Annotated in this window: 14 protein-coding genes; all 14 read right to left on the reverse strand. The window is 37.7% G+C overall.

All coding sequences use genetic code 11. The annotated features are described in order from the left end of the window. Positions 1 to 20: 20 nt before the first annotated feature. The 14 genes from HCG69_RS13735 to HCG69_RS13800 all read right to left on the reverse strand — a co-directional run bounded on the left by HCG69_RS13735 (position 21) and on the right by HCG69_RS13800 (position 23,380). Entirely contained in the window at positions 21 to 3,200 is a 3,180-nt protein-coding gene (locus HCG69_RS13735; protein ID WP_370634151.1) for a SusC/RagA family TonB-linked outer membrane protein, read from the reverse strand. A 584-nt stretch (positions 3,201 to 3,784) separates the two neighbouring features. Next, complete coding sequence (locus HCG69_RS13740; protein WP_221650497.1) at positions 3,785 to 5,914, reverse strand: polysaccharide lyase 8 family protein; 2,130 nt, start codon at positions 5,912 to 5,914, stop codon at positions 3,785 to 3,787. Positions 5,915 to 5,925: 11 nt separating this feature from the next. Continuing rightward, positions 5,926 to 7,809 carry a TonB-dependent receptor gene (locus tag HCG69_RS13745; protein WP_221650498.1) on the reverse strand — a complete coding sequence of 628 codons (1,884 nt, stop codon included), beginning with the start codon at positions 7,807 to 7,809 and terminating at the stop codon, positions 5,926 to 5,928. Then, entirely contained in the window at positions 7,802 to 9,112 is a 1,311-nt protein-coding gene (locus HCG69_RS13750; RefSeq protein WP_221650499.1) for a glycoside hydrolase family 105 protein, read from the reverse strand. The genes HCG69_RS13745 and HCG69_RS13750 overlap by 8 nt, the downstream gene beginning before the upstream one ends. Before the next feature lie 11 nt (positions 9,113 to 9,123). Further along, complete coding sequence (locus HCG69_RS13755; protein WP_221650500.1) at positions 9,124 to 10,275, reverse strand: alginate lyase family protein; 1,152 nt, start codon at positions 10,273 to 10,275, stop codon at positions 9,124 to 9,126. A gap of 122 nt (positions 10,276 to 10,397) precedes the next feature. Then, positions 10,398 to 12,386: a glycoside hydrolase family 88 protein gene (locus HCG69_RS13760; protein WP_221650501.1), complete on the reverse strand. Its 1,989-nt coding sequence runs from the start codon at positions 12,384 to 12,386 to the stop codon at positions 10,398 to 10,400. A 701-nt stretch (positions 12,387 to 13,087) separates the two neighbouring features. Further along, the gene (locus HCG69_RS13765; protein ID WP_255585984.1) at positions 13,088 to 14,557 is read right to left on the reverse strand and encodes an O-antigen ligase family protein; all 1,470 of its coding nucleotides are present in this window, start codon (positions 14,555 to 14,557) and stop codon (positions 13,088 to 13,090) included. A gap of 605 nt (positions 14,558 to 15,162) precedes the next feature. Then, positions 15,163 to 15,789 carry an LA_2272 family surface repeat-containing protein gene (locus HCG69_RS13770; protein WP_221650503.1) on the reverse strand — a complete coding sequence of 209 codons (627 nt, stop codon included), beginning with the start codon at positions 15,787 to 15,789 and terminating at the stop codon, positions 15,163 to 15,165. A gap of 145 nt (positions 15,790 to 15,934) precedes the next feature. Next, complete coding sequence (locus HCG69_RS13775) at positions 15,935 to 16,420, reverse strand: hypothetical protein (protein ID WP_221650504.1); 486 nt, start codon at positions 16,418 to 16,420, stop codon at positions 15,935 to 15,937. Positions 16,421 to 16,680: 260 nt separating this feature from the next. Then, positions 16,681 to 17,169 carry a hypothetical protein gene (locus tag HCG69_RS13780; RefSeq protein ID WP_221650505.1) on the reverse strand — a complete coding sequence of 163 codons (489 nt, stop codon included), beginning with the start codon at positions 17,167 to 17,169 and terminating at the stop codon, positions 16,681 to 16,683. Between the two features lie 19 nt (positions 17,170 to 17,188). Further along, a complete protein-coding gene (locus tag HCG69_RS13785; RefSeq protein ID WP_255585986.1) occupies positions 17,189 to 18,139 on the reverse strand; it encodes a hypothetical protein in 951 nt (316 codons plus the stop codon). Between the two features lie 198 nt (positions 18,140 to 18,337). Beyond that, entirely contained in the window at positions 18,338 to 18,568 is a 231-nt protein-coding gene (locus HCG69_RS13790; RefSeq protein WP_221650507.1) for a hypothetical protein, read from the reverse strand. Positions 18,569 to 19,454: 886 nt separating this feature from the next. Next, positions 19,455 to 21,353 (reverse strand): hypothetical protein, encoded by a 1,899-nt coding sequence (locus HCG69_RS13795; protein ID WP_221650508.1) that lies wholly within the window; start codon positions 21,351 to 21,353, stop codon positions 19,455 to 19,457. Between the two features lie 65 nt (positions 21,354 to 21,418). Then, complete coding sequence (locus HCG69_RS13800; protein WP_221650509.1) at positions 21,419 to 23,380, reverse strand: hypothetical protein; 1,962 nt, start codon at positions 23,378 to 23,380, stop codon at positions 21,419 to 21,421. Positions 23,381 to 23,469: the final 89 nt, after the last annotated feature.

Consider the following 23,469-nt stretch of genomic DNA (forward strand, 5'->3'; position numbering starts at 1 on the left):
TTCATTATAGTTTTAATCATTTAGAAACTTACATTTACACCAAAACCAAATTCACGTTTTTTCGGATACTTCTGTGAATCATTACCAGGGTTCAATACGCCTCCGGTAGTAATTTCAGGATCGTAGCCACGATAGTTAGTCCAAGTCAACAAGTTAGAACCATAGATATAAATCTGTGCAGACTGCAGATATGCTTTCTTAGCATATACCGAAGGCAACTGATAGCTTAAACGTACATTCTGCAAACGAATAAATGAAGCATCCTCAAGATAGTTACTACTTAGGGTACGACTGTTTTCGGTAGTACGTGCATTCTGTCCCGGAGTAAACCAATTAGTGATATGTCCCTGATATCTCCATCCCTGAAGAATTCCACAAGGAGCCGGATTGGAAGTGTTATCGCCATAACTTGTCAAATCACGTAAAAGTGAATTGTAAATCAGACCACCATGACTCATATAAAATGAGAAGTTCAAAGTAAAATCTTTATATTTCAATGTATTATTCCATCCTGCATACCATTTAGCCTGTGCATTCCCTAATATTTGTTTGTCACCGGCATCAATATTACCACTATGGTCTTTATCCTCCCAAATTACATCACCACCTTTACATACTACTCCTGAGGCCTTCATCTGATAAATTTCTCCTTCATATTTAGTACCATCAGCATAAGTATAGCCAAGCACTTCGGGACCTCCAACTTTATTTATTACTACGTTATTGTACTGGTCACGCTTAAATACCGGAATCAATCGATTCTTATAACCTTCATCATAAGCATTGTCTGCATCATAAGCATATACTCCCAAGTGTCTGTAACCATAAAAATTACCTGCAGCCATTCCCGGTTCAATCCACCAGTTAGTTTCAAAATCACGAGGTTCACCTACAATACTTAAAATTGTATTTTTGTTTTTAGACCAGTTAAAAGAGGTATACCATGAGAAATTACGTATACGAACGGGAGTTGCCGAAATATTGAACTCAAAACCTTCATTCTTCACTGAACCTGCATTCACACGCATACTATTAAACCCGATTTCAGTAGGAATAGCATCGTTATTAAACAAACCAGTTGTTTTTTTCACATAATAGTCACCTGTAAATGAAAGTCTCCCATCAAAGAAAGTCAAGTCAAGACCGATATTCGTCTGCTTGGTTTCCTCCCATTTCAAATAAGCATTACCTACTGATGACTTAGGAATAACACCTGTTACCCCATTATAACTATAGTCCGGATCTACGGCATACAGCGTATAAGTATCATAATCACTTACACGGTCGTTACCATTAATACCCCAGCTGGCACGTATTTTACCATCAGTAAGTACTGTTCTCGACCAATCCATGAAAAACTCATCAGAGAATCGCCAGGCAGCAGATGCGGCCGGAAATACACCATAACGATTTTCAGAACCGAATCTGGACGAACCATCCCGACGGACAGACCCCTCTACAATATATCTTCCATAATAGTCATAATTAACACGACCAAACATAGACACCATACTGTTTCCATTTCCTGTTATAGAATATCCGGTCAATGTACTGGCTTGTGGTACAAGCATGTTCTTATTCAAATATTTCTCACTTTCCATGAGAGTCGTACGAGACATCTTATCTTCTATACTACCACCAATCATCACATGTACATTATGTGCCTGTTTAAAGGTTTGGGCATAATCAAGATATCCATCTATCAAATAATTCTTTTTCCAAATAGTACGGTCAGAACCTTTATCCCATCCGGCTTCCACTTCTTCCCTCTTCGTTTTGTTCACATTTGGACTTGCATATTGCTTACGGTCAGCATGACTCAACGAAACTGTTGCTTTTCCTACGAACTTGAAATGTTTAAGGAATGAAAGCTCCATAATCTCCGATAACTGTCCTTCATATGTGGTAGTCTCATCCGTACGCTCCAATAGTTCCTGAATCGGATTTCGTTTACCAGACGGACTTGATCCATAAGCAGGTACCAAAGTACCATCCGGATAATAAAGAATCGATTCGGTCGGTCGCCTGATCGCGTTATAAAATACACTACCCTCACTAATATTATTCTGTTTACGATAGGTTACATTAATATTAGTAGTGAATTTCAAAAATTTATAAGGTTCATAATCCACTTTAGTACGACCTGTAAAACGCTTTGCATAACTGGTCAGAATAATACCTTTATCATCAAGATATCCAATACTGGTCATAGTACGTACTTTATCACTACCTCCACTGATACTCACATTCACATCATGGCGAACAGCTGTTTGTGAAATCACATCCTGATAGTTGTTACTGGTAGTCCCCTGAATATTCACCGAGTCATTATTAGATTTGAACATAGCAAATGGATTCTTACCGGCTACAGACTGAATTGTATTTGCAAATATTTCACGCTCTGCACGATTCAACTGTGGAAGTGTATTAGAAAGAACACCATAAGAATTAAGATAACGAACATCTATACGAGGTTTACCGCTTTCACCGGATTTAGTTGTGATAATAATCACACCATTGGCAGCACGGGCACCATAGATAGATGTTGAAGAAGCATCTTTCAAAATATCCAAAGATTTAATATCGTTGGCATTGATATGATCAATACTTTCAACAATTACTCCATCTACTACATATAGGGGTTCAGTACCTCCTGCTTCAAACGTCGAAACACCACGGATACGAATGCTTGATCCGGCACCCGGAGCACCTGAAACAGCAGTAATCTGCACACCAGGAACCTCTCCCTGCAATGCATCCATTACATTTACCGGCTGTTTCTGCTCAATCTTAGCGGCATCTACATTGACTGCTGCTCCCGATAGATTTGCTTTCTTTGCTGTACCATAACCTACTACCACTACTTCATCCAATGCTTTGGCATCTTCGTGCATCACAATTTTTAAAGTAGACTGTCCCTTCCATTTGATATCTTGTGTGATATACCCCATGTAAGAAAACACGAGTGTCTGTCCTTGCTGTACACTTAGTTTAAAGTGTCCGTCCATATCAGAGATAGTACCATGAGATGCACCTTTCACTTTTACAGAGACTCCAATCATAGGTTCTCCTTCGGCATCAATAATAGAACCAGTCACCTGGCTTTGTTGCGCATATAATTGAGATGTACCTCCCAACAATAAGCCAACAAATAACATAAATTTCCATAGCATACTGGCTATCGGAGATTCTTTTCTCACTTTTTCATTCATTTGTAGAATAATATTAGATTAAACATTAATAATTTAGAATAGAAATAACGACTACCCACCCATTATGGTGGATAAAATTGTGTTCTTCTTGTTTTCATTAGTAGTATAAATTTTAAGTTAGACTTAAATTAACAACAGGTGTTTTATCACTTTTAAGTTTTTTGATAGCACAAACATAAGCACATTCCTGGTAACGAATTTTAAGAAACATCTCAATTGCTTTAGAATTTGTATCAGCACTATCAATATTGCAAAACATCATTGATAATCAATATCTTAAATACAAAATTAATATTTGTGTGCGGACACACGAATATTGATACATTGTATTTTACAAACACAAAAATAGGTGATGTATGCTAAAAAGGCTTTCTAATTTGTATCAATGGCTTGTAAAAATGAATCAGCCACCATAAAAACTCTATTTCAATGTCTGTCTCTGTATATATCAGACCTATTTATAGCATTTACCAATAAAAAACTCCAGCCAGAGTGACAAGTTATGTCTCTCTGGCTGGAGAAAATGAAGATTAATAAAAAAGATTGTAACCCTATACGTTCACTTGTATTTCTCAGTTTATAATAGTAGTCCCATCCATTTTCCCGGATGAAACAGAAAAGCGAACCTCTTTTTTATTAATTACAGCTTTTGCTTCCGGCTGTTGATGGGTTGGATCGGCATAAGCAACCTTATAGTTCTTACCTGAAGGCATAATCATGTAAACTCCCGGTGTAACAGCTTCAAAAGAAAGTCCGGATGCCAATTTTATTTTTATAGGTTGGTAAGCAGCCATATAATAATTACCTGCAGCAAAAACAACCTGCGCACTTTCATCATTACGTATTACTTTAACAGAAGAAAGATCAAATGCTGCCGTCTGGTCACGACTAACTGAAGGAAGAAGAATATATTGATAAGCAGCCTTCTGCGGATGTACTCCATGGTCAATATGTAAAGATACAACTTCTCCTTCTACCGGTTGCGGACGATACATCTGCATAAAATCACGCCATTGCCCCGTACGCTTCTCCGAATGGGCTACACTTTTTACAGAAGAATTCCCAAAAAGAATATATCCGGTATTTCCATGAAAGAAACGCTGTTCTTTTCCATCAAATTGCTGCATACCTTCTATTGTTTTCCATTGTTTTTTTTGCAGCACGAGCAGATCATCCCGTTTCAAACGCTGATCAATAGAAGTAGTAACGGCAAGTATTGAATCAGACTGTATACCTGCCCCCAAGCAAAGTACAAAATTGTCTGTCATCACCCACGCCTTACGAGCCTGTATACCATCCCGGTTGAAGTCCATAACGGTCATTCCTTGTTTACCATCAGATACACCTCCTACAAAAGATGCATTATTAACAGCCTGTTTTCCCTTCTTCCACCGTACAGGTTCATCACTTTCGTAGGATGTTATACCTGGAATCTTTCTCCAATCCCAGAAAGGAAATACATTCAGATAATCATTTGTATCTTCATAGATATAAGTGGCTCCATCACCCATGTAATATCCCAATAAATTATCTTCATTCACCTGTTCGGAACCAATCACCCGCTCAGAAGACATTTTCACTGAAGCCATCCATAACGGACGACGGTGAATAGTATAGTCCGATTGCCAGAAATGTTTATGTCCGGTAAATGTGCTTCCCGATTTACGAGGAGGAAAATTATCAGCAACAAACTCTTTGTTTCCCAGCGTCAATGCCACAAATCCCACACTCAATGCTTTGTGAATAGGTGCATTGTGGAATAATTGCCGGTCCAGAGAATTTATATCCATCTCTCCCCGCCAGATAATCCAACGATAACCATCGGCAAGCAACGTATTCAATATCTCCATTTGTTTATCATCAAATGCCAATGAAGTACCGGAAAACAACCCGGCAAAGAAACTCATACCCGATAAAAACGACAGTCCGTAATTACCAAATTGCTGTTGGGCGCCATGTTGATGAAAACTCCAATCTCCCTTTATTCCTTCTTTCCCACCGGTCATTATTTCGGAAGCAATAATATCCCGGGCTTCTTTCACCAAAGGATAATCATTCTGCAACAAAGCACGCATCAACACATTACCTGCCAACCAAACTTTATTCTGTCCGGTCATACCAAACCTGGCATGTTCCAATACTTCAACAGCCGATTGTTTTTCTGCCGGAGATAGTTCATCTTCCAAAAGGATAAAAGCGGCACCCATCGTTTTGGGGATACCTATCTGGTTGTACCACCAATTCAGACAAACAGGCTTTGTGGTAAACCAATAATTCAATGCAGCGTGGATTACTTTTGAGACCTCTGATGAACCCTTATATTCCGTCTTGTCCGAACGATAAAGTTTGGCAAGTTCCAGTATCCGTTCAGCATGCATCTTCGGTTCCCATCCCGAACGTTTCTTATCACTATAATTAATATCTGGCCATGTCCCATCCGCTTTCTGAGAAGAGAGATATCTCTGTATTTTTTTTAAATCAAAAGGATAAAGCTGATGTAACTCCATTACTACCTGATCAGACATCTCACTTTCAGGAGTGATTTGCTGTAAATAACGGACTAAGTCTTCCTGTTCGCCTCCTGAAGGAAGTAAAGAGCGAACGTAATTTTGCCGGATACGCACAAGTTCATCCCCATCAGCTGCACGAACAACCGATATGACAAACATAAGCAGGCTTAAACAAAATACAATTTTCTTCATGGTGTTTTATTTCAAATGTTTATACTGATTCCTCCGAATACGGTAGCTCCCGGCATAGGAAAGCCGGAATTAATCTCATAATTCTGTCCCAGGAGATTTTCTCCTTTTACAAAAATCTCCACTATTTTAATGGGGGAATAGGCGACACGAACGTTCCACAACAAGTAGTTTTCAGTGGTTATACTACCCATAGCAGTATACAGACCATTGATATATTGTAATCCTGTAGCTACACTCCAATTACTCCGGGCATAGCGTCCACCCAGGTATAACTGATGTTCCGGAGCAGCCGGAACGGGATACTTCATATGCAAATAACTATAGTTCATATTCAACCCCAGATGACTGTTCAATTGACAGGCTGTAGCCAGTTCGATACCATAATTTTCCACCTTATTTATATTACGGTTCACAGGTGAACCGGTGCTTGTGTCCGTAAAGATAATATCTTTTCCATTTATATAAAACAGATTAAGGTCAAAATGCAAAGCATTATCCCAAAAATTCTGACCGACAGAAATTTCGTAATTCACTAAACTCTCCGGTTTCAGATTTGGATTTTGAGGTTTGAACATATACATTTCTTTAATCGTAGGATTGCGGAAACCTTTGCTTACAATGGCCTTTAGTACTGTGACAGGAGTAACAATATAGCTTATACCCACTTGAGGAATCAATTCCTTTCCCGACTTATCATTGTAATCCAGCCGAAGACCAGCGTTCAGTGTCAATCTCTCTGCCAGTATCTGACGAAAATTAATATATCCGGCTACATTATTTATATAAGTAGAAGATAATATATCACTGTTTTTACCACCTTCTGCCAAAGGAGTATTCCAGGCATGACCACCGTAACGGGCATAATCAATCCCTACTGTTATATCATTGCCAGTAAAGAAAGAATAGGACTGATAAAGAGAAAGCCCCAACATATTATCGGTAGAACGATACAGCTCTTTCTGAGGATTACCACCTGTGGTATATCCATCATTAATCTGATGATTACCCCAGTTATAGAAAAACTTCAAAGCACCGGATGTACGGGTATACGAGTTGAATAGTGCAAAAGAAGTCATACCACGGGTTATCTCTGCATCATTATCAATCATAGGAGCCGATACTAACCCGGGATTGGCAGCATTATAGTGAGTGGCATTCACATCTGCAAAGGCATTCCAATGAGAAGAAAATTCATACCCTAACTTAGCATATCCTCCATACTGATCAAATTCGGAATTCTCACGATGTCCGTCTGTACGATTATAATTCAATGAAACAAAAGAGCTGAAACCCTTTCGCCGAAAGGCGTTGTGAGCTTCAGCATTAAAAGTATTGTATGAACCATACATTGCACGACCATAGGTATGCACTCCATCTTGTTGCTGCTTTTTTGTAACGATATTGACAACTCCTGCCATCGCATTGGAACCATAGAGCACAGAAGCCGGTCCGCGTACCACCTCTATTTTTTCAGCCATAGCCGATTCATAGGCATCGGGCAACGGATGCCCCATCATACCCATATACTGCGGATGTCCGTCAATCAATACCAATACCTGCGTATTGGGGCTACTACCTATACCGCGAATGCTCATTCCACCGGCTGCACCATTAGCAACCCCATACCCCATCACACCACGTCCTGTAACAAACATTCCAGGAACTTGTTCCGAGAGTACAGTCAGAACAGAGCTGGTATAGCGTCCTTGTAACTCTTGTTTATCCAAGGAAGTGACAGTCATCGGTAAAAACTTCCGGTTCACTTCTGTCATAGTCCCAGTCACTACTACTTCATCCAAACGAACAGTATCATTTACCACCTGGTTTACTTCACCGGCAACCCCCACAAGGGCAGTAGCCAGAAAAGAGATCGTCAATATCTGTTTCTTATTCATTATTTATCATTAATTTCTCCGATTCCATTATTACAGCTGCCCATAGCATTCCTGCAACGGCTTCCTTTGCATTGAGTATCTTGGGTACAGTCACATATTCTATGAAATTCTTCTTTATAACCACTCCGTCACAGGCTCCTATTACATCGAGCAATCCCTGTTCGTTAACCTGAATAAAAGGGCGCAGGCTCTCATAACCTTCAGTGACAACAGGCATATACTCCTTTGGCTTCAGTAACCCCAGATTAATACCCCTCCGAAGGGAGTAAACAAACATTGCAGTACCCGAAGGATCAATAAAATTCAATGGATTGTCACCCTTATCTACGACCATAAACCAACCACCGGTAGACTTATCCTGTACAGACTTCAATCCCCGACACATCTTTATATATATGTCGAGTATTTTGTTATAATCCGGATGAGTTTTCGGCAGCACGGCAAGTAGTTCGGGAACCACCAATGTATACCACCCCATACCTTCGCTCCATACTTCAGGCGACAAACCTGTTTGCTTATCAGCCCAGACGGCTTTCTCCGGTTCTGTGGTCCATGCATGTAGCACCAGTCCGTCCGGACGTTGAAGATGACGGGCAGCAGCAATAATATTACGGCAAGCTGTATTATAACAATAATCAGTCTCTCCCACATATTGTCCGCAACGGATGAGAAACATCTGCATCATAAAAACACCATCAATCCACATATTCGGGCTCCGGTTTCCATGCCAGAATTGTCCGTCGGAACTGGGATAGTCATCCACAGCTTTTAATATCTGTAAAGCAGCTTTCTTATATATTTCATTACCTGTACGGGCATATAGGGTACAAAAAGCAGAGCCTGTCATGAAATTATCAAGATTGGTCAGTCCCCCACCCTTATAGTTTCCCTCATCATCTACAAAATAATCTATGTATTTCCGGATATATTCAAGATAATCCGGATTACCGGTTAACTGTCCTAACCGATCCATTGCCTCAAACATATATCCCTGTACATACGTATAGTCTTTCCAATACGCCAACCGATAGTCAGGATAACGTGCCATCACCGTTTCGGCAAGCGGCAATGCCAGATTCATGGGTGTTTCGCCGGGAGTGTAGCCCAACTTTGCATCAGGCACCCCTTGTGAAGTTGTTCGCCGGTAACGGGTAGTGGTTTCCTGGGTAACCATCATTGTTACTCCATTCTCTACAGTTATACCGGTAGTACGTGTAGTAGTCACACGATTGGTTTGCGCCATCATTGGCTGCAACAATACATTTCCTAAAAATAGTAGAACAAAAATAGTTTGTGTTTTCATATGTAACATTTTTATAACCAGATAATAGGATTACGTATAGGCAAATTGCGTACCACCTCATTATTTGTCGGAAAGTGTTCCAATTTAAGCCAGGTATCAAACATTGCTTCATCTTTCAACTGCGCAGAACCAAAAAGCAGAAACGGGTGTGCAACAGGCCACTCCTCCCAACACATCACATCCGGTGCCAATGTCCATTTACTCTTATCCGCTACGAAAGGATAAAGATAAGAAATACCCAGAATAATATTTCGTCCGTCCGCTGTTGTATATTCCCAGAGATTATCATCATTTGTAGATAAGATCTGGCATATCATAGTCATAGCATCAAGATTGAAAAGCGAATAGGCATACGGTTTGGTACGTTCCTGTTCTAACGGAAAACTACCGTCCTCCGCCATTTGTCCGGGAAGCAATACCTCTTTGTATCGGTCCGAACAGAACTTCATCATCTTCTCATCTCCGGTATATTTAGCAAACATTGCTGCCTGCATCACCCAGCAAGTACCATGATTATTCTTCGCCTTCATCTCATCCATGCCATACGGATGCGTTACCATCCAGTTCAGATAAGATGTAAACCATTCTTTGGTAGCCTTTGCATCTTCAGCAGGAAGTACCCCTGCCTGCTGAAGACGTAAAAGTGATTGGGCTACTTCAATAAGATGAACCGTATCAATAATCCCGATTCCACGTCCGGTAGCAATCCCTTTTATAGCCTGTGCATACAACAGGTTCGGATTCATCCGCGTCTCTTTATTCACAAACCAGGCACGTATATGCTGAATGGCTGCATCGGCATATTTCTTATCCTGCGTAATAAGATAGGCAGAAGTTAAATTACCGGTAATCACACTAAAACGCACCATCGCATGCCGATGGGCTACAAAGTTATCCGGATTAGTTTCTCCGTCACGACGTACATACGGCCCGTCAGGATTCAATGAATCGGGCCACCAATAATCTCCTTCTGAAAAGAAATCATGCGATCCACCCATACTACGCTCAGCAATAAAGGAAGTCACTGTTACTGGTTTCTCACTCAGACTCTGTTCTGCACGCTTCAATATCTCCTGTCTTAAAGCTTTCACTACCGGGTCGGGGCCCGACGCAGCACATGAGAACAGAAAACAAGTTAAAAGCAAATAATAAAAGCATTTCATAAATTACTCAATTTGTTATAAGGTGTATAATAAAGGATCTCTTTGCACTGCGCAAAAATAAAAGTTTAGTTTCTTTTCAGCTTTTAGAATTATCCCATAAGCTTAAACTATTATTCCATTCGTCAATGAAAACACCCTTTACCGGGAATATACACCGAAGAAAACGTTTGTATAGAGTCGTGTAGTCCAAATGTGCAAAGAATATTTTTTTGTCTGTCTACAAGAAACATATGAGGGGCTTTATCCTTCACTCCATGTCCCTGCCAGTTGGTAAACAGCAATCCCACTCCCGGCAAGTATTGCATACCACTGAGAAATTTCAACGGACTTCCTTTCAGATCTCTGTTCGACAATTCCCAGACCACTATCCCTGCTTTATCAAACTCCATAATGCGGGGATCCTTGTCCGCATCTGCCACCGCAACAAGTGTATTGCCATTGTCCAACCGGATAACAGAATGTGCTCCACCGGAAACTTCTACTTCCCAGCACGATTTGCCATTCTCATCATACTCCACTACCCGTTTACCACCATAATGTGCCACCAGGTAATGTCCGTTGTCCAACCTGCGGGCATTACGGATAAACGACTTCTTACCATCCGTTACACCTGGAGGCAGAATACATACTTCCTTTACAACTTCTCCTTTCGGATTCACCTCCAGCAAACGACCGGAATTACATTCACCTATAAATGTATCTCCGTTCTTCAATCTCTGGCAGGCAAAGATATGACTTTTAGATGTATAATGAAAGACAGTATCTTTATTTCGGTTCACTTCAAGCACTCCCTGTCCTGTAGTGAAAAGTATATTTCCATTCTCCAGCATCCACAAATCATTGGAAAGCGGTGCATCGTGTTCCCAGACAATTCTCCCGTTCTCAAAGATAAAAACCTTCCCTTGCGAATAATCCGTACAAGCGAATGTTTTGCAATATTCCAGATATGGATATTGATTACTGTTCTCTACAATCCAGGTTGCCCAGAGGAAAGAGGAAATCACTTCCTGCCCATTCATTTTCTTCGGACGGGTCACATAAGTCTGATAGTCTTTTTGAATGCCCAATCCATTGTTGGCATCCTGCAAATCAATCAATCCGTCTACAGAACTTATTTTTGCTTTAGAAAGCAATCCCATATATCCTTTTCCCACACAATTTTTGTATTCTCCGGCAGGAATAATACCCAATTCTATAGCACGTTGTAAAGAATACACAAACATCCCGCTGCCGGAAGTTTCCTGCCAATTACCGGGTTGGTCACCTTTATCTACCACCTGATACCATAGTCCGGTGACCGGATCCTGGCAGTTCTTTAACCCCTGCATTAACTCTTGTGTGATAGAAACCAACTTCTTATATTGTGAATGAGTTTTTGGGAATATCTCCAATGTCTCTACCATTATTAATGCATACCAGCCAAGTCCTTCGCTCCATACTTCCGGCGCCATACCCGTCACCGGATCTGCCCACCGGGCATCTTTATCTTCATCCCAGCCATGATAAAGCAAACCGGAATCTCCTTTTTTCAGATGCGTATACATCCCTATTAACTGACGGGAAGCTTCATCGAAGCAATAATCCGTATCGCCAATGTAGTGTCCGTATTTTGTAAGGAACATCTGTCCCATAAAAACACCATCCACCCATATCTGCCCAACGGTCCCCCGTCCGTGCCAAAACACTCCGTCAGAGGTTCTCGGATAGTCGTCATAACTCTTCCGAATTATATCGGCAGCCTTCCTGAACTTCTCTTCTTTTGTTTGCTGATAAGCCCAGACAACAACAGAACCAGCCATCATATCGTCCATACTTCGTCCTTTGAAATAAACGAGGCTTCCATCCGGACGCACTACTTCATTGGCCCAGTTCATTATGTAATCATAATACTTTCTGTCTCCGGTAGAGCGCCACAACTTATCCAGTCCCATAAGGAAATAGCCTTGCGGGTAGCACCACGGTTTGAAAGGAATAGTCAGTGCCGAAGGATAACGCGTCATTACTGTATGAGCTATTTCTTTGGCCCAGGAAGAAGGCACATTCCCTGGAACTTGTGCCGTTGCCTGCATAAAGGCAAGAGATACTAAAATGGTAATTAAAAAGCTTTTCATTCGTGTTTCTTTTAAAGTTAGCGCTAAGATAGATGCTTTGTCCTTATCGGACTTTCAGACTTGTATCAATGATTATAAATTCTATCTCAAAGGAAAATAAAAAGCAAAAAGAAGTAAGTTTGGATATTTGCAGAACATTTAAGCACAATAATTTACAAACGATATATACAGAAGAAAATTCTCTGATTCATTCTGTAATAGAAAAATCCGTTTATACTATAGGTAAAATATCAGCATCGATTCTCTATCAAACAAAAGTGTACATTCTTGTATAGCAAGAGTGTACATTCTTGCTATACCAAAATGTACATTCTTGTATGATAAGATCGTACACTTTTATAAACACTGATTATCAAACACTTATCGACAACTATTTCTTCAACCCAATACTCGTCTGGTCTCAAACAATATCGAATTAATTAATCCCGGGAGAGACGTACAGAAAGTATCTTGCTACTTCCGTGCAACAAAAACATATTACAAAAACAAACTCTGATAAGACTATAAAAATCACACTTTTAACCTTTTGTATATTTACATTATAAAAGTACGTACTTTATTAGTACAAACTATGCATTTTAAGTATGTCTTAAATAGGTAATTAACACACATTTAAATACGTACTTTTATAAGTAAGAGAATCCAGCATTAAACAAATACAATTATTTCTTTAGATATTTATAAATTCACATTGAAACTCTCTACTTTCCCAGATATTTTCGCACATAGTGTTTTACTTCCATTGCAACAGACCCTTCCAACTTATATTCACCTATAAGAATCTTCTCACCCAACTCTTTTGCTTTTTCATCATTCCCGGTTTCTACATAAAACCGAAAAAGATAATAATGTGGAAGTATATGTCCCGGAACCATGTATATAGCCGTTGATATCACTTTTTCCGCTTCCGTATATCTTTCCAGATACATAAGGCAATTTCCTAAATCGATATAAAGATCGGAACTTGGTAGCAATTCAGCCCCCCGTTGTAAAAAGGGTAAGGCCTCTGTGTATTGCCCATTCTTATATAAATAATGGGCATTATTTAAAATATAACTTCTATTATATTGTTTGGCAAAAACATATCCGGACAGAACCCTCTGATACCGCCAACATGCCCAGACAGCCATCAAACATGCAAAGGAAATCATACCGGTTCGAAGAAAATTCCTGTATCTACATGCACAACCTTTTATTTTCTTCTTTCCACTTCCGGATGTAACTCCCCAAAGAAATGCAACCATTATCAGTAAAGAAGGAACTTCCCCTACATAAGAAAAACAGGAAAAAATACATAAATACAAAAGTATAGCACGAATATAACAGTCAGACCGGGAAATAAACAGAGTAACAAAAAGCACAAGAAAAATTAACAGTCCGATGATGCCATATTCACAACAGATACGCAAAGGCTCATTAAAAGCATGAATGTTGGATGTAGCACGATTCGTATGTTCTGAATTTGGGTTTTCCTTAAAATAAGAAGCTTGCGCCAACATATATCCGGCAGGAAAAGAATCGGCTCCTTTTCCTGTTAATGGAGCCTCATTTATCAATTCACTACTAACCCTCCAAATAAAAAGACGACCGTCTGCCGAATCTTTCTTCAAATTATAAAGAGGAACAGCTAACAACGTAATGACCAACAAGGAGTATAAAAAAAATTGAAAACGTATTTTCCTTCTTTTGCAGAAATAATAGAAACCTATAAAAGACAGAAATAAAGCCACCCAGGATGCACGAGATTGTATAATTATAAATAACATTGTAACAGGTAATGCAGCTAAAAGCAAACCTCCAAATAATGACCATCGTTTTTGGTTATAAACAGCCTTCATTAAAAAGAAAAAAGCCCATATTGCAAGCCCGGTATATGCCCCTAAATGTGCAGGATTAAAGAAACTACCTGTTACTGAAAAATAAAGATGATTGGAAGGCAGCCATTCTATATATTGCAACCAACCATATATAGATTGTATAAAACCACCCAAAGCAATTACTACATATATCCATATACGTTGCGAAGATGGTCCGTAAATACGTCCACTGATATAAAAAACACCGGCAACAATCCACAAAACAATATTTTCATCCGAAACTCTTCGTTCATTCCAAAGAAAAGTAGTCATAAGTATCCATCCTCCAAATAGTAAGACAAGTATATCTGTCATGCTCAACGATATCCACTCGGATCGGTTTATGCTCAAAGTTGCACACAATAGAATGAAGCAGCCCCCCAATAACATTATATAATGATTTTCTTCTATCAGGTGTCTGAAAGAGGTAAAAAAAGGTAAAAGCAAAAAAATAATGCCTGCCAGTAGCCACTTTATATCTACAAATTTGATAACCATTTTCTGTAGTTAAAAATAAAACGATTAATTATCAAAATAGCATATTACATATTCTTCAACAGAAGGACATAGCATTAATGTGCTCCACAGAATAATCCAAAAAATACGCCAAATATACCATAGCTTCCAGGTTGAGTCTCTAAAGCATACAAAAAACGATAGGTTTATTGCCATAAATATAAAAGAGAATCCAGGATAGAAATATAAGTGAGAAACTTTTGAAACTTCTCTTACATGAGCATGAAATCCTAACAACAAGAAGAAAAACACTTGTGATAAAACGGTATTGTAATTTATACTCTTTATAACTTCTCGTAAATAATTATTCATCATCGAAACAAATTTAAATTAACCATCAAAACAAGATAATGCCTCCTTCTATAAATTATCTTTCGGATCTTTCAAATAAGGCCTTTCGAATTCTACATAGATAATAAATTCGACAACCATTCCCAACAATCTAAAGTGAACCGATTAATGTTAATCAAACCAATCTGAAATGTATACGTTTCTGAGTAGTTAAATAAGCCGATCTGTATTCCTTTAAACTCTCCCGAAGTAACATTGACCGGTGCTATCATTCCACCAGCTCCGTCACCTGCAGAATTAATCAAACCGGAAAACTGTATTCCACGCAATGTTTCAGCCAAATTGAACACTCCCGATACTTGTGTTCCATAAACTTCTCCAAGACTATTCATGATCCCAGCTATCTGTATCCCATGCAATACACCTGCCGTGAAATTTATTCCTCCGGAAAGAAACAAACCATCATAATCATGCGCGGTATGATTTAAAATGTATAACCCGGAAACAGCTACTCCTTTTGCCTCATACACCATACTACCCAACACATTGACAGCCAATCCATTCAAACAATTCATATCCGAAGAAAAACCAAGGTTTAAATAACAGGTTTGTTTGGTTTCCATAGGAAAAGTACATACATCAGAATTCAGGGAAAGATTAATTCCTATATGCTCATTCCGGGAAATAAGCATAAATAGGCTTAACACAATAGCAACGGTTAATATAAATATCTTTTTCATTTTAACAAATCTAAATTAGCCATCAAAACAAGATAATACCTCCTTATATATAATTGGTTGATACATCAAAACCTTTCGTTTATAACAAGATAATGAAAGAATATCTGAAGCGCTTTTAAATGCGCTTCAGATAAAAAAAACAGACCTAATAACGATCTACTTCTTTCCAACTACGAGGATCGTTTTCTACCAAACGAATTTCCAAATCTTTTATCACTTGATCTTTAAATAGGGAACGATAAAGATTAGGCATCCCTTTTTTTATCATAAATCGAGTATCCTCCGGACCTTTCAAATAAGGTCTTTCAAATTCTACATAAATAAAATAAAGAGGACGCTTATCTCTCCAATAATAATAGTATTCTACAACATAAGTCATACTTGCTCCCCAAAATTTAGATTTATCAGGAGTACGACCATGAAAGGGTCTTTGCAAATAAATGTCAAGCTCAAATTCATTAGTAAACTTGGAGAAAGGCTGATTGATATACCGATCTTTATGGGTGATAAAATTCACCTCCATGTACTTCAAAGTGTCATTATTACACTCTTTCAAAGAAACATAACCAGATTGAGAAAAAGATTCTACTACTATCGTAGTAAAAAACAGGATTAAAAATATTTTTTTCATAATATTACTTACAGTTTATTGGAACAATTTTTTCATCTCTAACAATAGTAGAATACACATCAAAATTTGTTGATGTATTCTCTTTTTTAAGTATTTCAATAGTTATATTTCTTTTTCATTTTAACAAATCTAAATTAGCCATCAAAACAAGATAATACCTCCTTATATAATTGGCTGATACATCAAAACCTTTCGTTTATAACAAGATAATGAAAGAATATCTGAAGCGCTTTTAAATGCGCTTCAGATAAAAAACAGACCTAATAACGATCTACTTCTTTCCAACTACGAGGATCGTTTTCTACCAAACGAATTTCCAGATCTTTTACCACTTGATCTTTAAATAAGGAACGATAAAGATTAGGTATTGACTTCCTGACAGAATAATGAATATCTTCCCCATTTTTCAAATAAGGTCTTTCAAATTCTATATAAATAAAATAAAGAGGACGTTTGTCCCTCCAGTAGTAATAATCTTCCATAACATAAGTCATGCTTGCCCCCCAATATTTAGATTTATCAGGGAGGCGACCATTAAAGGGGCTTTGCAAATAAATGTCAAGCTCAAATTCATTAGTAAATTTGGAGAAAGGCTGATTGATATACCGATCTTTATGGGTGATAAAATTCACCTCCATGTACTTCAAAGTGTCATTATTACACTCTTTCAAAGAAACATAACCAGATTGGGAAAAAGATTCTACTACTAAAGATGTAGTAAAAAACAGGATTAAAAATAATTGCTTCATATTCTACTTCTATCAATGATTAAAACAAGATAATACCCCCTTCTATAATCGGTTGATGGGAATGGGTTTTGTTTCTGCCATAATGACGGATTACCTCATACCCACCGGACAAGAACAAAGACAGTTTGCTCCTAATTTTACACTCCAAATTTAAACGTGCCTGCAAAGCATACAGACTTCCCGGAAGGGATTCATTACGATTCTTCCCGGTCATCAAATGTTGATACCCTATATCACCACTTATGTCTAAGAGTTTGGTAATTGGTAGCCAAAGACCGCTACGATAGGATAAATTCCAGGAAAACTTATCATTCAAATGGAAAGAATAGGCACCTACGCCAACCATATTATAAAACAACTTCCCACGGAAACGAACACTCACATTCATCAAGGAACTATTCCCACCGAAAATCATCGGTTGTATCTTTGTAGAACGATTGAGATTGATGAGACCTAACTGGAAAATATTGACCTCCTTACCCAACCAACAATTTACCAAACCAATTTGTACCCCTTTGCAATCACCACAAATATTGAATGGAGCTATTTGTACGCCCTTTAAATAACCTGAAATACCTACTATACCACTTACTTGCAAACCATTCATTTCGTCCGTACTATTAACTATACCAGAAATCTGTATACCATTCGTTCCCTCTGTGGCCATATTTATCATACCGGCAATACAAAGACCGTTGTAATAACCTTCATAATGATTTAAATGCCCTATTCCGGCAATAGATATTCCTTTTATCGTATCTGCCCGTAAAGTGAACAGATTCGCACCCAACCCGCATAATAGATGGGTACTGGAACTTAAGCCAATATTCAAATAGGTAATTTGATTTTCAGAAAAAGATTGTGTACATATTTTCGATGTTAGAGACAAATTAACACCTGCAAATTTATTCTGAGAGAACAAACATAACAGATAGTTCAATAAGACAAATAGAATAAAAAGTTTTTTCATACGCATTGTTTATAATATTAATATGAATCAGTAATTGAATATCAACTACTGATTCACATAAGTAGTAATACAAAATTTGTTAATAATAATCACATCACTATCATTTATAGTATAAGATTATTGCTTCTCAGATAACGAATTGAGGTATTATGTGATATAAAATATTAACATTTTAGTTAATTCAGATAAGATACTCATCTAATTAAACACATCTGGATATTTATCTATATAGGACTCTACCCATTTTTCATAAACAACTGAACTCTCCTCCCCTTTAACTAATTCATTAAATAACATCGTTATTGCTTCTGAAGCATTATCGACATCTTCTGGAAAAACACGGCTATATTCAGCTATATGAGGAACATAATATGCTGCATAATTTTGATCCCACTCATGAAATCTATGTACGGGACTATATGCATCCATAATACAATGAAACGCTTCCCCCAATAACATTACATAATGATTTTCTTCTATCAGGTGTCTGAAAGAGGTAAAAAAGGTAAAAGCAAAAAAATAATGCCTGCCAGTAACCACTTTATATCTACAAATTTGAAAGCCATTCTCTGTGATCTAAAATGAAACAATTAATTATCAAAATAACATATTACATATTTTTCAATAGAAGGACAAAGTATTAATATGCTCCACAGAATAATCCAAGAAATGCGCCAAATATACCATAGCTTCCAGGTTGAGTCTCTAAACCATAGATAAAAGAATAGGTTTATTGCCATAAATATAAAAGAGAATCCAGGATAGAAATATAAGTGAGAGACTCTTGAAATTTCTATTACATGAGCATGAAATCCTAATAACAAGAAGAAAAACATTTGCGATAAGGCAGTATTGTAATTCATATTCCTCATAATTTTTCGTAAACAATTATTCATTATTACACTATTTTTCAATAAAAGTTTATTTTATATTTTAAAAGATTACCACCATATTATTTCAAGCAATATAATTACTCGGAGTGCTTATCTTATAACACTCCGAATAAAGTAAATTATTAATTATGATAATAGTGGATTAAAAGATTTCCTATTGCAGGAAACATTAACATTATTGATAATATTCCTAATACAATAATTATTAGAATACGCCACACCAACCAAACAAATCTGGTGCTTCTACTAATAGATATAAAATGATATAAAACAAAAAACAGATATAAATTTTCCATTGACTCATTAAGACCTAATCGATTCAAATGATAACAAAATATCATTATAATAATAAAACAAATATTTGATAATGCATTATTATATTTAGGAGTATTGCGAATCTTATTAAATATTTCCATCATAATTTAATATAAAAATCTATCAACAGGTAATCCTTGAGCATCAAATACTTCAAACATATTATATATAGAGGTTAAATCCCCATTTGATTCAACTACCAGTGTTACTATAATATATCCACCTTGCTCAGAAGTTTTAGTATATTTATGATAACTATCTTGATAAAGTTCTTCAACTGTCTCCGTATGAGCATCAAAAAAAGCTCCAATACAGGTCAAAGTAAATGAACCCACTCTTTCAAAATATCCACATAATTTTTCAAATAATTTATCACTTACATAACCGACTGCCGCTGCAGCAACTACCCCACCACCCAAAGGAAAACTATATGTATCAATACATTCTTCTAAATATTCTTTCATTTCAGCATCATTAAAATAATATTTTTTTACTGTTTTATGGTAACATAGTCCACTATAATCTTTAATTTCATTTATATGAACCCATTTATTTAAACGAAAAATATAATCCGGACCAGGACGTGGACCGGGAATGACTGTCCCCCGTGTCACTATAGAGTATAATCCCGGATTCTCTAAAAAAGACTCTATCTCATTACATAAATCAATTGCACACATGCAAGTGGGACAAGAGACACTTCGAGAAGAACCTATTGACTTCCCGCATGTAGAACACTTAGGTCCTGGACAATCTTGCGGTGGAGCCACAGGCGTACAAGAACATGGATATTCATGACAAACCCCACAACAAATACATGGATCATATCCACAATTAGGACAATCTTTCGAATCATTACAAGTACATGGATAATCCTTGCAAATTTTACAACATTGACAAGGATACTCTCCACAGACATAGCAACATTGACATGGATATTGATTGCAATTATAGCAGCATCGACATGGATAATCTCCACAATTATAGCAACATTCACATGGGTATTGTCCACAAGAATAACAACATTCGCATTCGTCTACAGGTTGATTACAGTTTCTGCAATATTCTATAATATAATCACACTGTCCATCATCATCCATTTCATGTTCGTTTCCACAAACAGGACAGTAATACTCCCAGCCTAAGGAATATGAAGAGGCATTTACAGCCATATCAAATAAACCCATTTGCAAATATGTGACATTCTCCGGAACTTCTTTATTACGGAAAACATGGCCACTAAATATCTTATGTGTTATTTTACCATCGGTATAACCATATCCTTGCTTTATATGTCCATTTAAATCTGATTTATAAACATAACCAGTAAATTTACCATCATTGGGTTTGTGGCGGAGTCCTTTCACCTTTTCTTTATTCTTTTTCAAATACTCTTTTGTACCTATCAGTGTTACTATATAAGAATTTACTTGCTCCGTACCATGCTTTTGTTCAAAAACAAACATGCATTCTACCTTACTCCGCTCATTTTGCGTCTTCTTTTCATTTTTTTGCTTCCATTTCTTTAATGCATATAATTTCCCACCCACATTCAATGGAACCTCTACATATTTAGCCTTGTTATCCGACCACTCACGTGCATTATCCCATTCCAAACGAATATTACTCTTTTTTAATTCCGGCAAATCCGAACGTGCCTTATACCTCATTTGCTTGTTTGAGGAATCATTATGCATACGTCCATATAAATTGTGTATGCAACTATCATTTTTGCATGAGTCGGAGTGAATTTCAACCTCAGAATGAGCATGTTGCTTACAATCCGAATCATTGCATTCTTCCTCTTCAGCCCAGGAAGGCAATTCAACTATATTGTTCATTATCTCATATAGAGACTTAGCTGACTCGGCATCTAATTGAGCCACCGATAAACGCCCTTTTCCTATATCCTGACTCATAGGGTCAACTACCTCCAAATCTTCCTGACAAGAATAGCCCACAATGAGTGCTATCAGAGACAATGCGATTAAGATTTTTTTCTTCATAATTCTTTCTTTTTCAGTTAATACTATAATTAATATACATCTGCAGATGTTTTTTTATTTTACTCTTACCAGAAACGCACTCTGCCTTCCTCCATCGTAAATATCCGATGTTCCTTACCACGACTTTTATCAATCAAAAGGTATAATCCACTAGAAGGGATGTTATGAAAATTCAGGAAGGGATACATTGCTTTCTGTTCGCCTAATGATTGAAACGTATGATCATTGTAATAAAACAGCTCGTAGGTATCACCTGCCATCACGTGATTACTATCTGTACGGGGGAGATATTTTACCTTGGTCACATGAGTATTCTTCCCAAAATCAATACCGATCCAGTCTGAAATAGCGATATAGTCATTAATTGACTTATTATAAAGATCATACGCCTGAGGCAACAAATGAGCATCCGCAGGAGAAAAAAAGAGTTTTCCATATAGACAGGTGGTTGTATCTGCTCCATATACCTCTAATTCTGACAGTTCCATTTTAGCATTTCCATTGTGCTTGATACGTAGATAACGGCGAGGTATGGAAACACCCGAAGCATATACAGAATCATACTGTGTATTGGCATCGTGGGTAATGGTACATAATGTATCTACTTTCCGAAAATCCTTATAATCTGATGATTCTATGGTAGCCCCTATGATATGACGGCTGTAATTGGCAAAACGGTGAAAAAGAGGGTATTTCCGATGTAGAGTTAATGATGTTCGTTCTGTCCCGGAAGGAGAAATAAAGTGAACAGTACCATCCAAACGAACATGAAAAGGAAGAGAAGCGGGTTGTAATTCGTCATCTTGAAAATACCCTGCTATAAACATGGTTTCGGGACCAACATCTGTAAATGTTACTTTAAGTCCATCCCGCTTACCGTAATGTACCGGTATCCAATGTGAGTTGTTGAATACACAAAGATAGGCATATTCCTGATTATCATCCGGTTCATAATCCAATGAAATAGTAATATCATGGCAAGTCATATACTCGGAAGTGACATCCTGTAAAAAGCGGTTTTCAAAGAAGATGGGGATAGATTCGTCACCGGTATGATCTATCAACGCCCGTGCATTACGTTGATAAGTATGACGATACACTTTATTCATCTTATAATCCTGATTCAGACCACGAGGACGTGATTCAAATCCGGTGAAAGGATAATGTAAACCTGTGAAATGGTACACAGCATTCCAACAGTGCTTTCCCCCACGGGAGGACCACTGTTCAATAGACTCCATTGAAACGGGAATACCTAAAGAACGCATCACTAATACAGTAACAGGAACAAATTCCGGACAGCCTAAAGAGAAAATATCTTTCTCTCCGATCAATGGATGAGAAAAACGAACGGAATCTTTCCGGGCAAGCCCCATCTCTTCTATCATTTTACTATTGACATACAGACATGCCTGATAGGGAGACTCATTAATCTCATCTATCCCTGCAAAACGTCCGGGCATATCGCCATACATACCTTTCAGAGAATCACGCCAATTAGTAATGGGTTCGTTGCCTACACGATAAGGAAGCAGATATTCACAAAAATCATCAAAATCAAGATGATGTGCCCAAGGATATTGCCAGGCTTCAAAAGCACAATCTATGTTGTGTATAAGATAAGAGGCGGTGATACACTCCACGTCTTCTATACGGCGTGCACCACTCACTTTATGAATGGACTGATAAGAATAGAGATGAAAAATCTGCCGGATATGCCAGGGAAGCCTACACATAGCAGCCGAACGGTTTACACTATCACGATATTCATCTAACGATGCACCATAATAAGAATAATGTCCGGGCATGTTTTCAATAAGGAAGACAGCGGCCCGTAATTTTAAGCTATCGGTATCTTTCTGTGAATAATGCGCCAATACCTTTTCTAATTCAGAACGATTATTACCACTTTTCTTTAATGCTTGCTCCAGTAAAGAAGCGGAAGGAGGTGAGAAATGAGAGTGGCATGCTACCAAAGCAAAAAATAGTATTGCCCAAAAGGAGATAAAAAAAAGTGTGTTTCTCATAGCTTGTGTGTTTTTGACAAAGCTATGAGAATTCACACACTCGTATTATAAATATTGTATCATTTGCTTGAAATAATCAATCAACACGC

The sequence above is a fragment of the Bacteroides sp. K03 genome (genome assembly GCF_019734355.1).
Taxonomy (GTDB): Bacteria; Bacteroidota; Bacteroidia; order Bacteroidales; family Bacteroidaceae; genus Bacteroides; species Bacteroides nordii.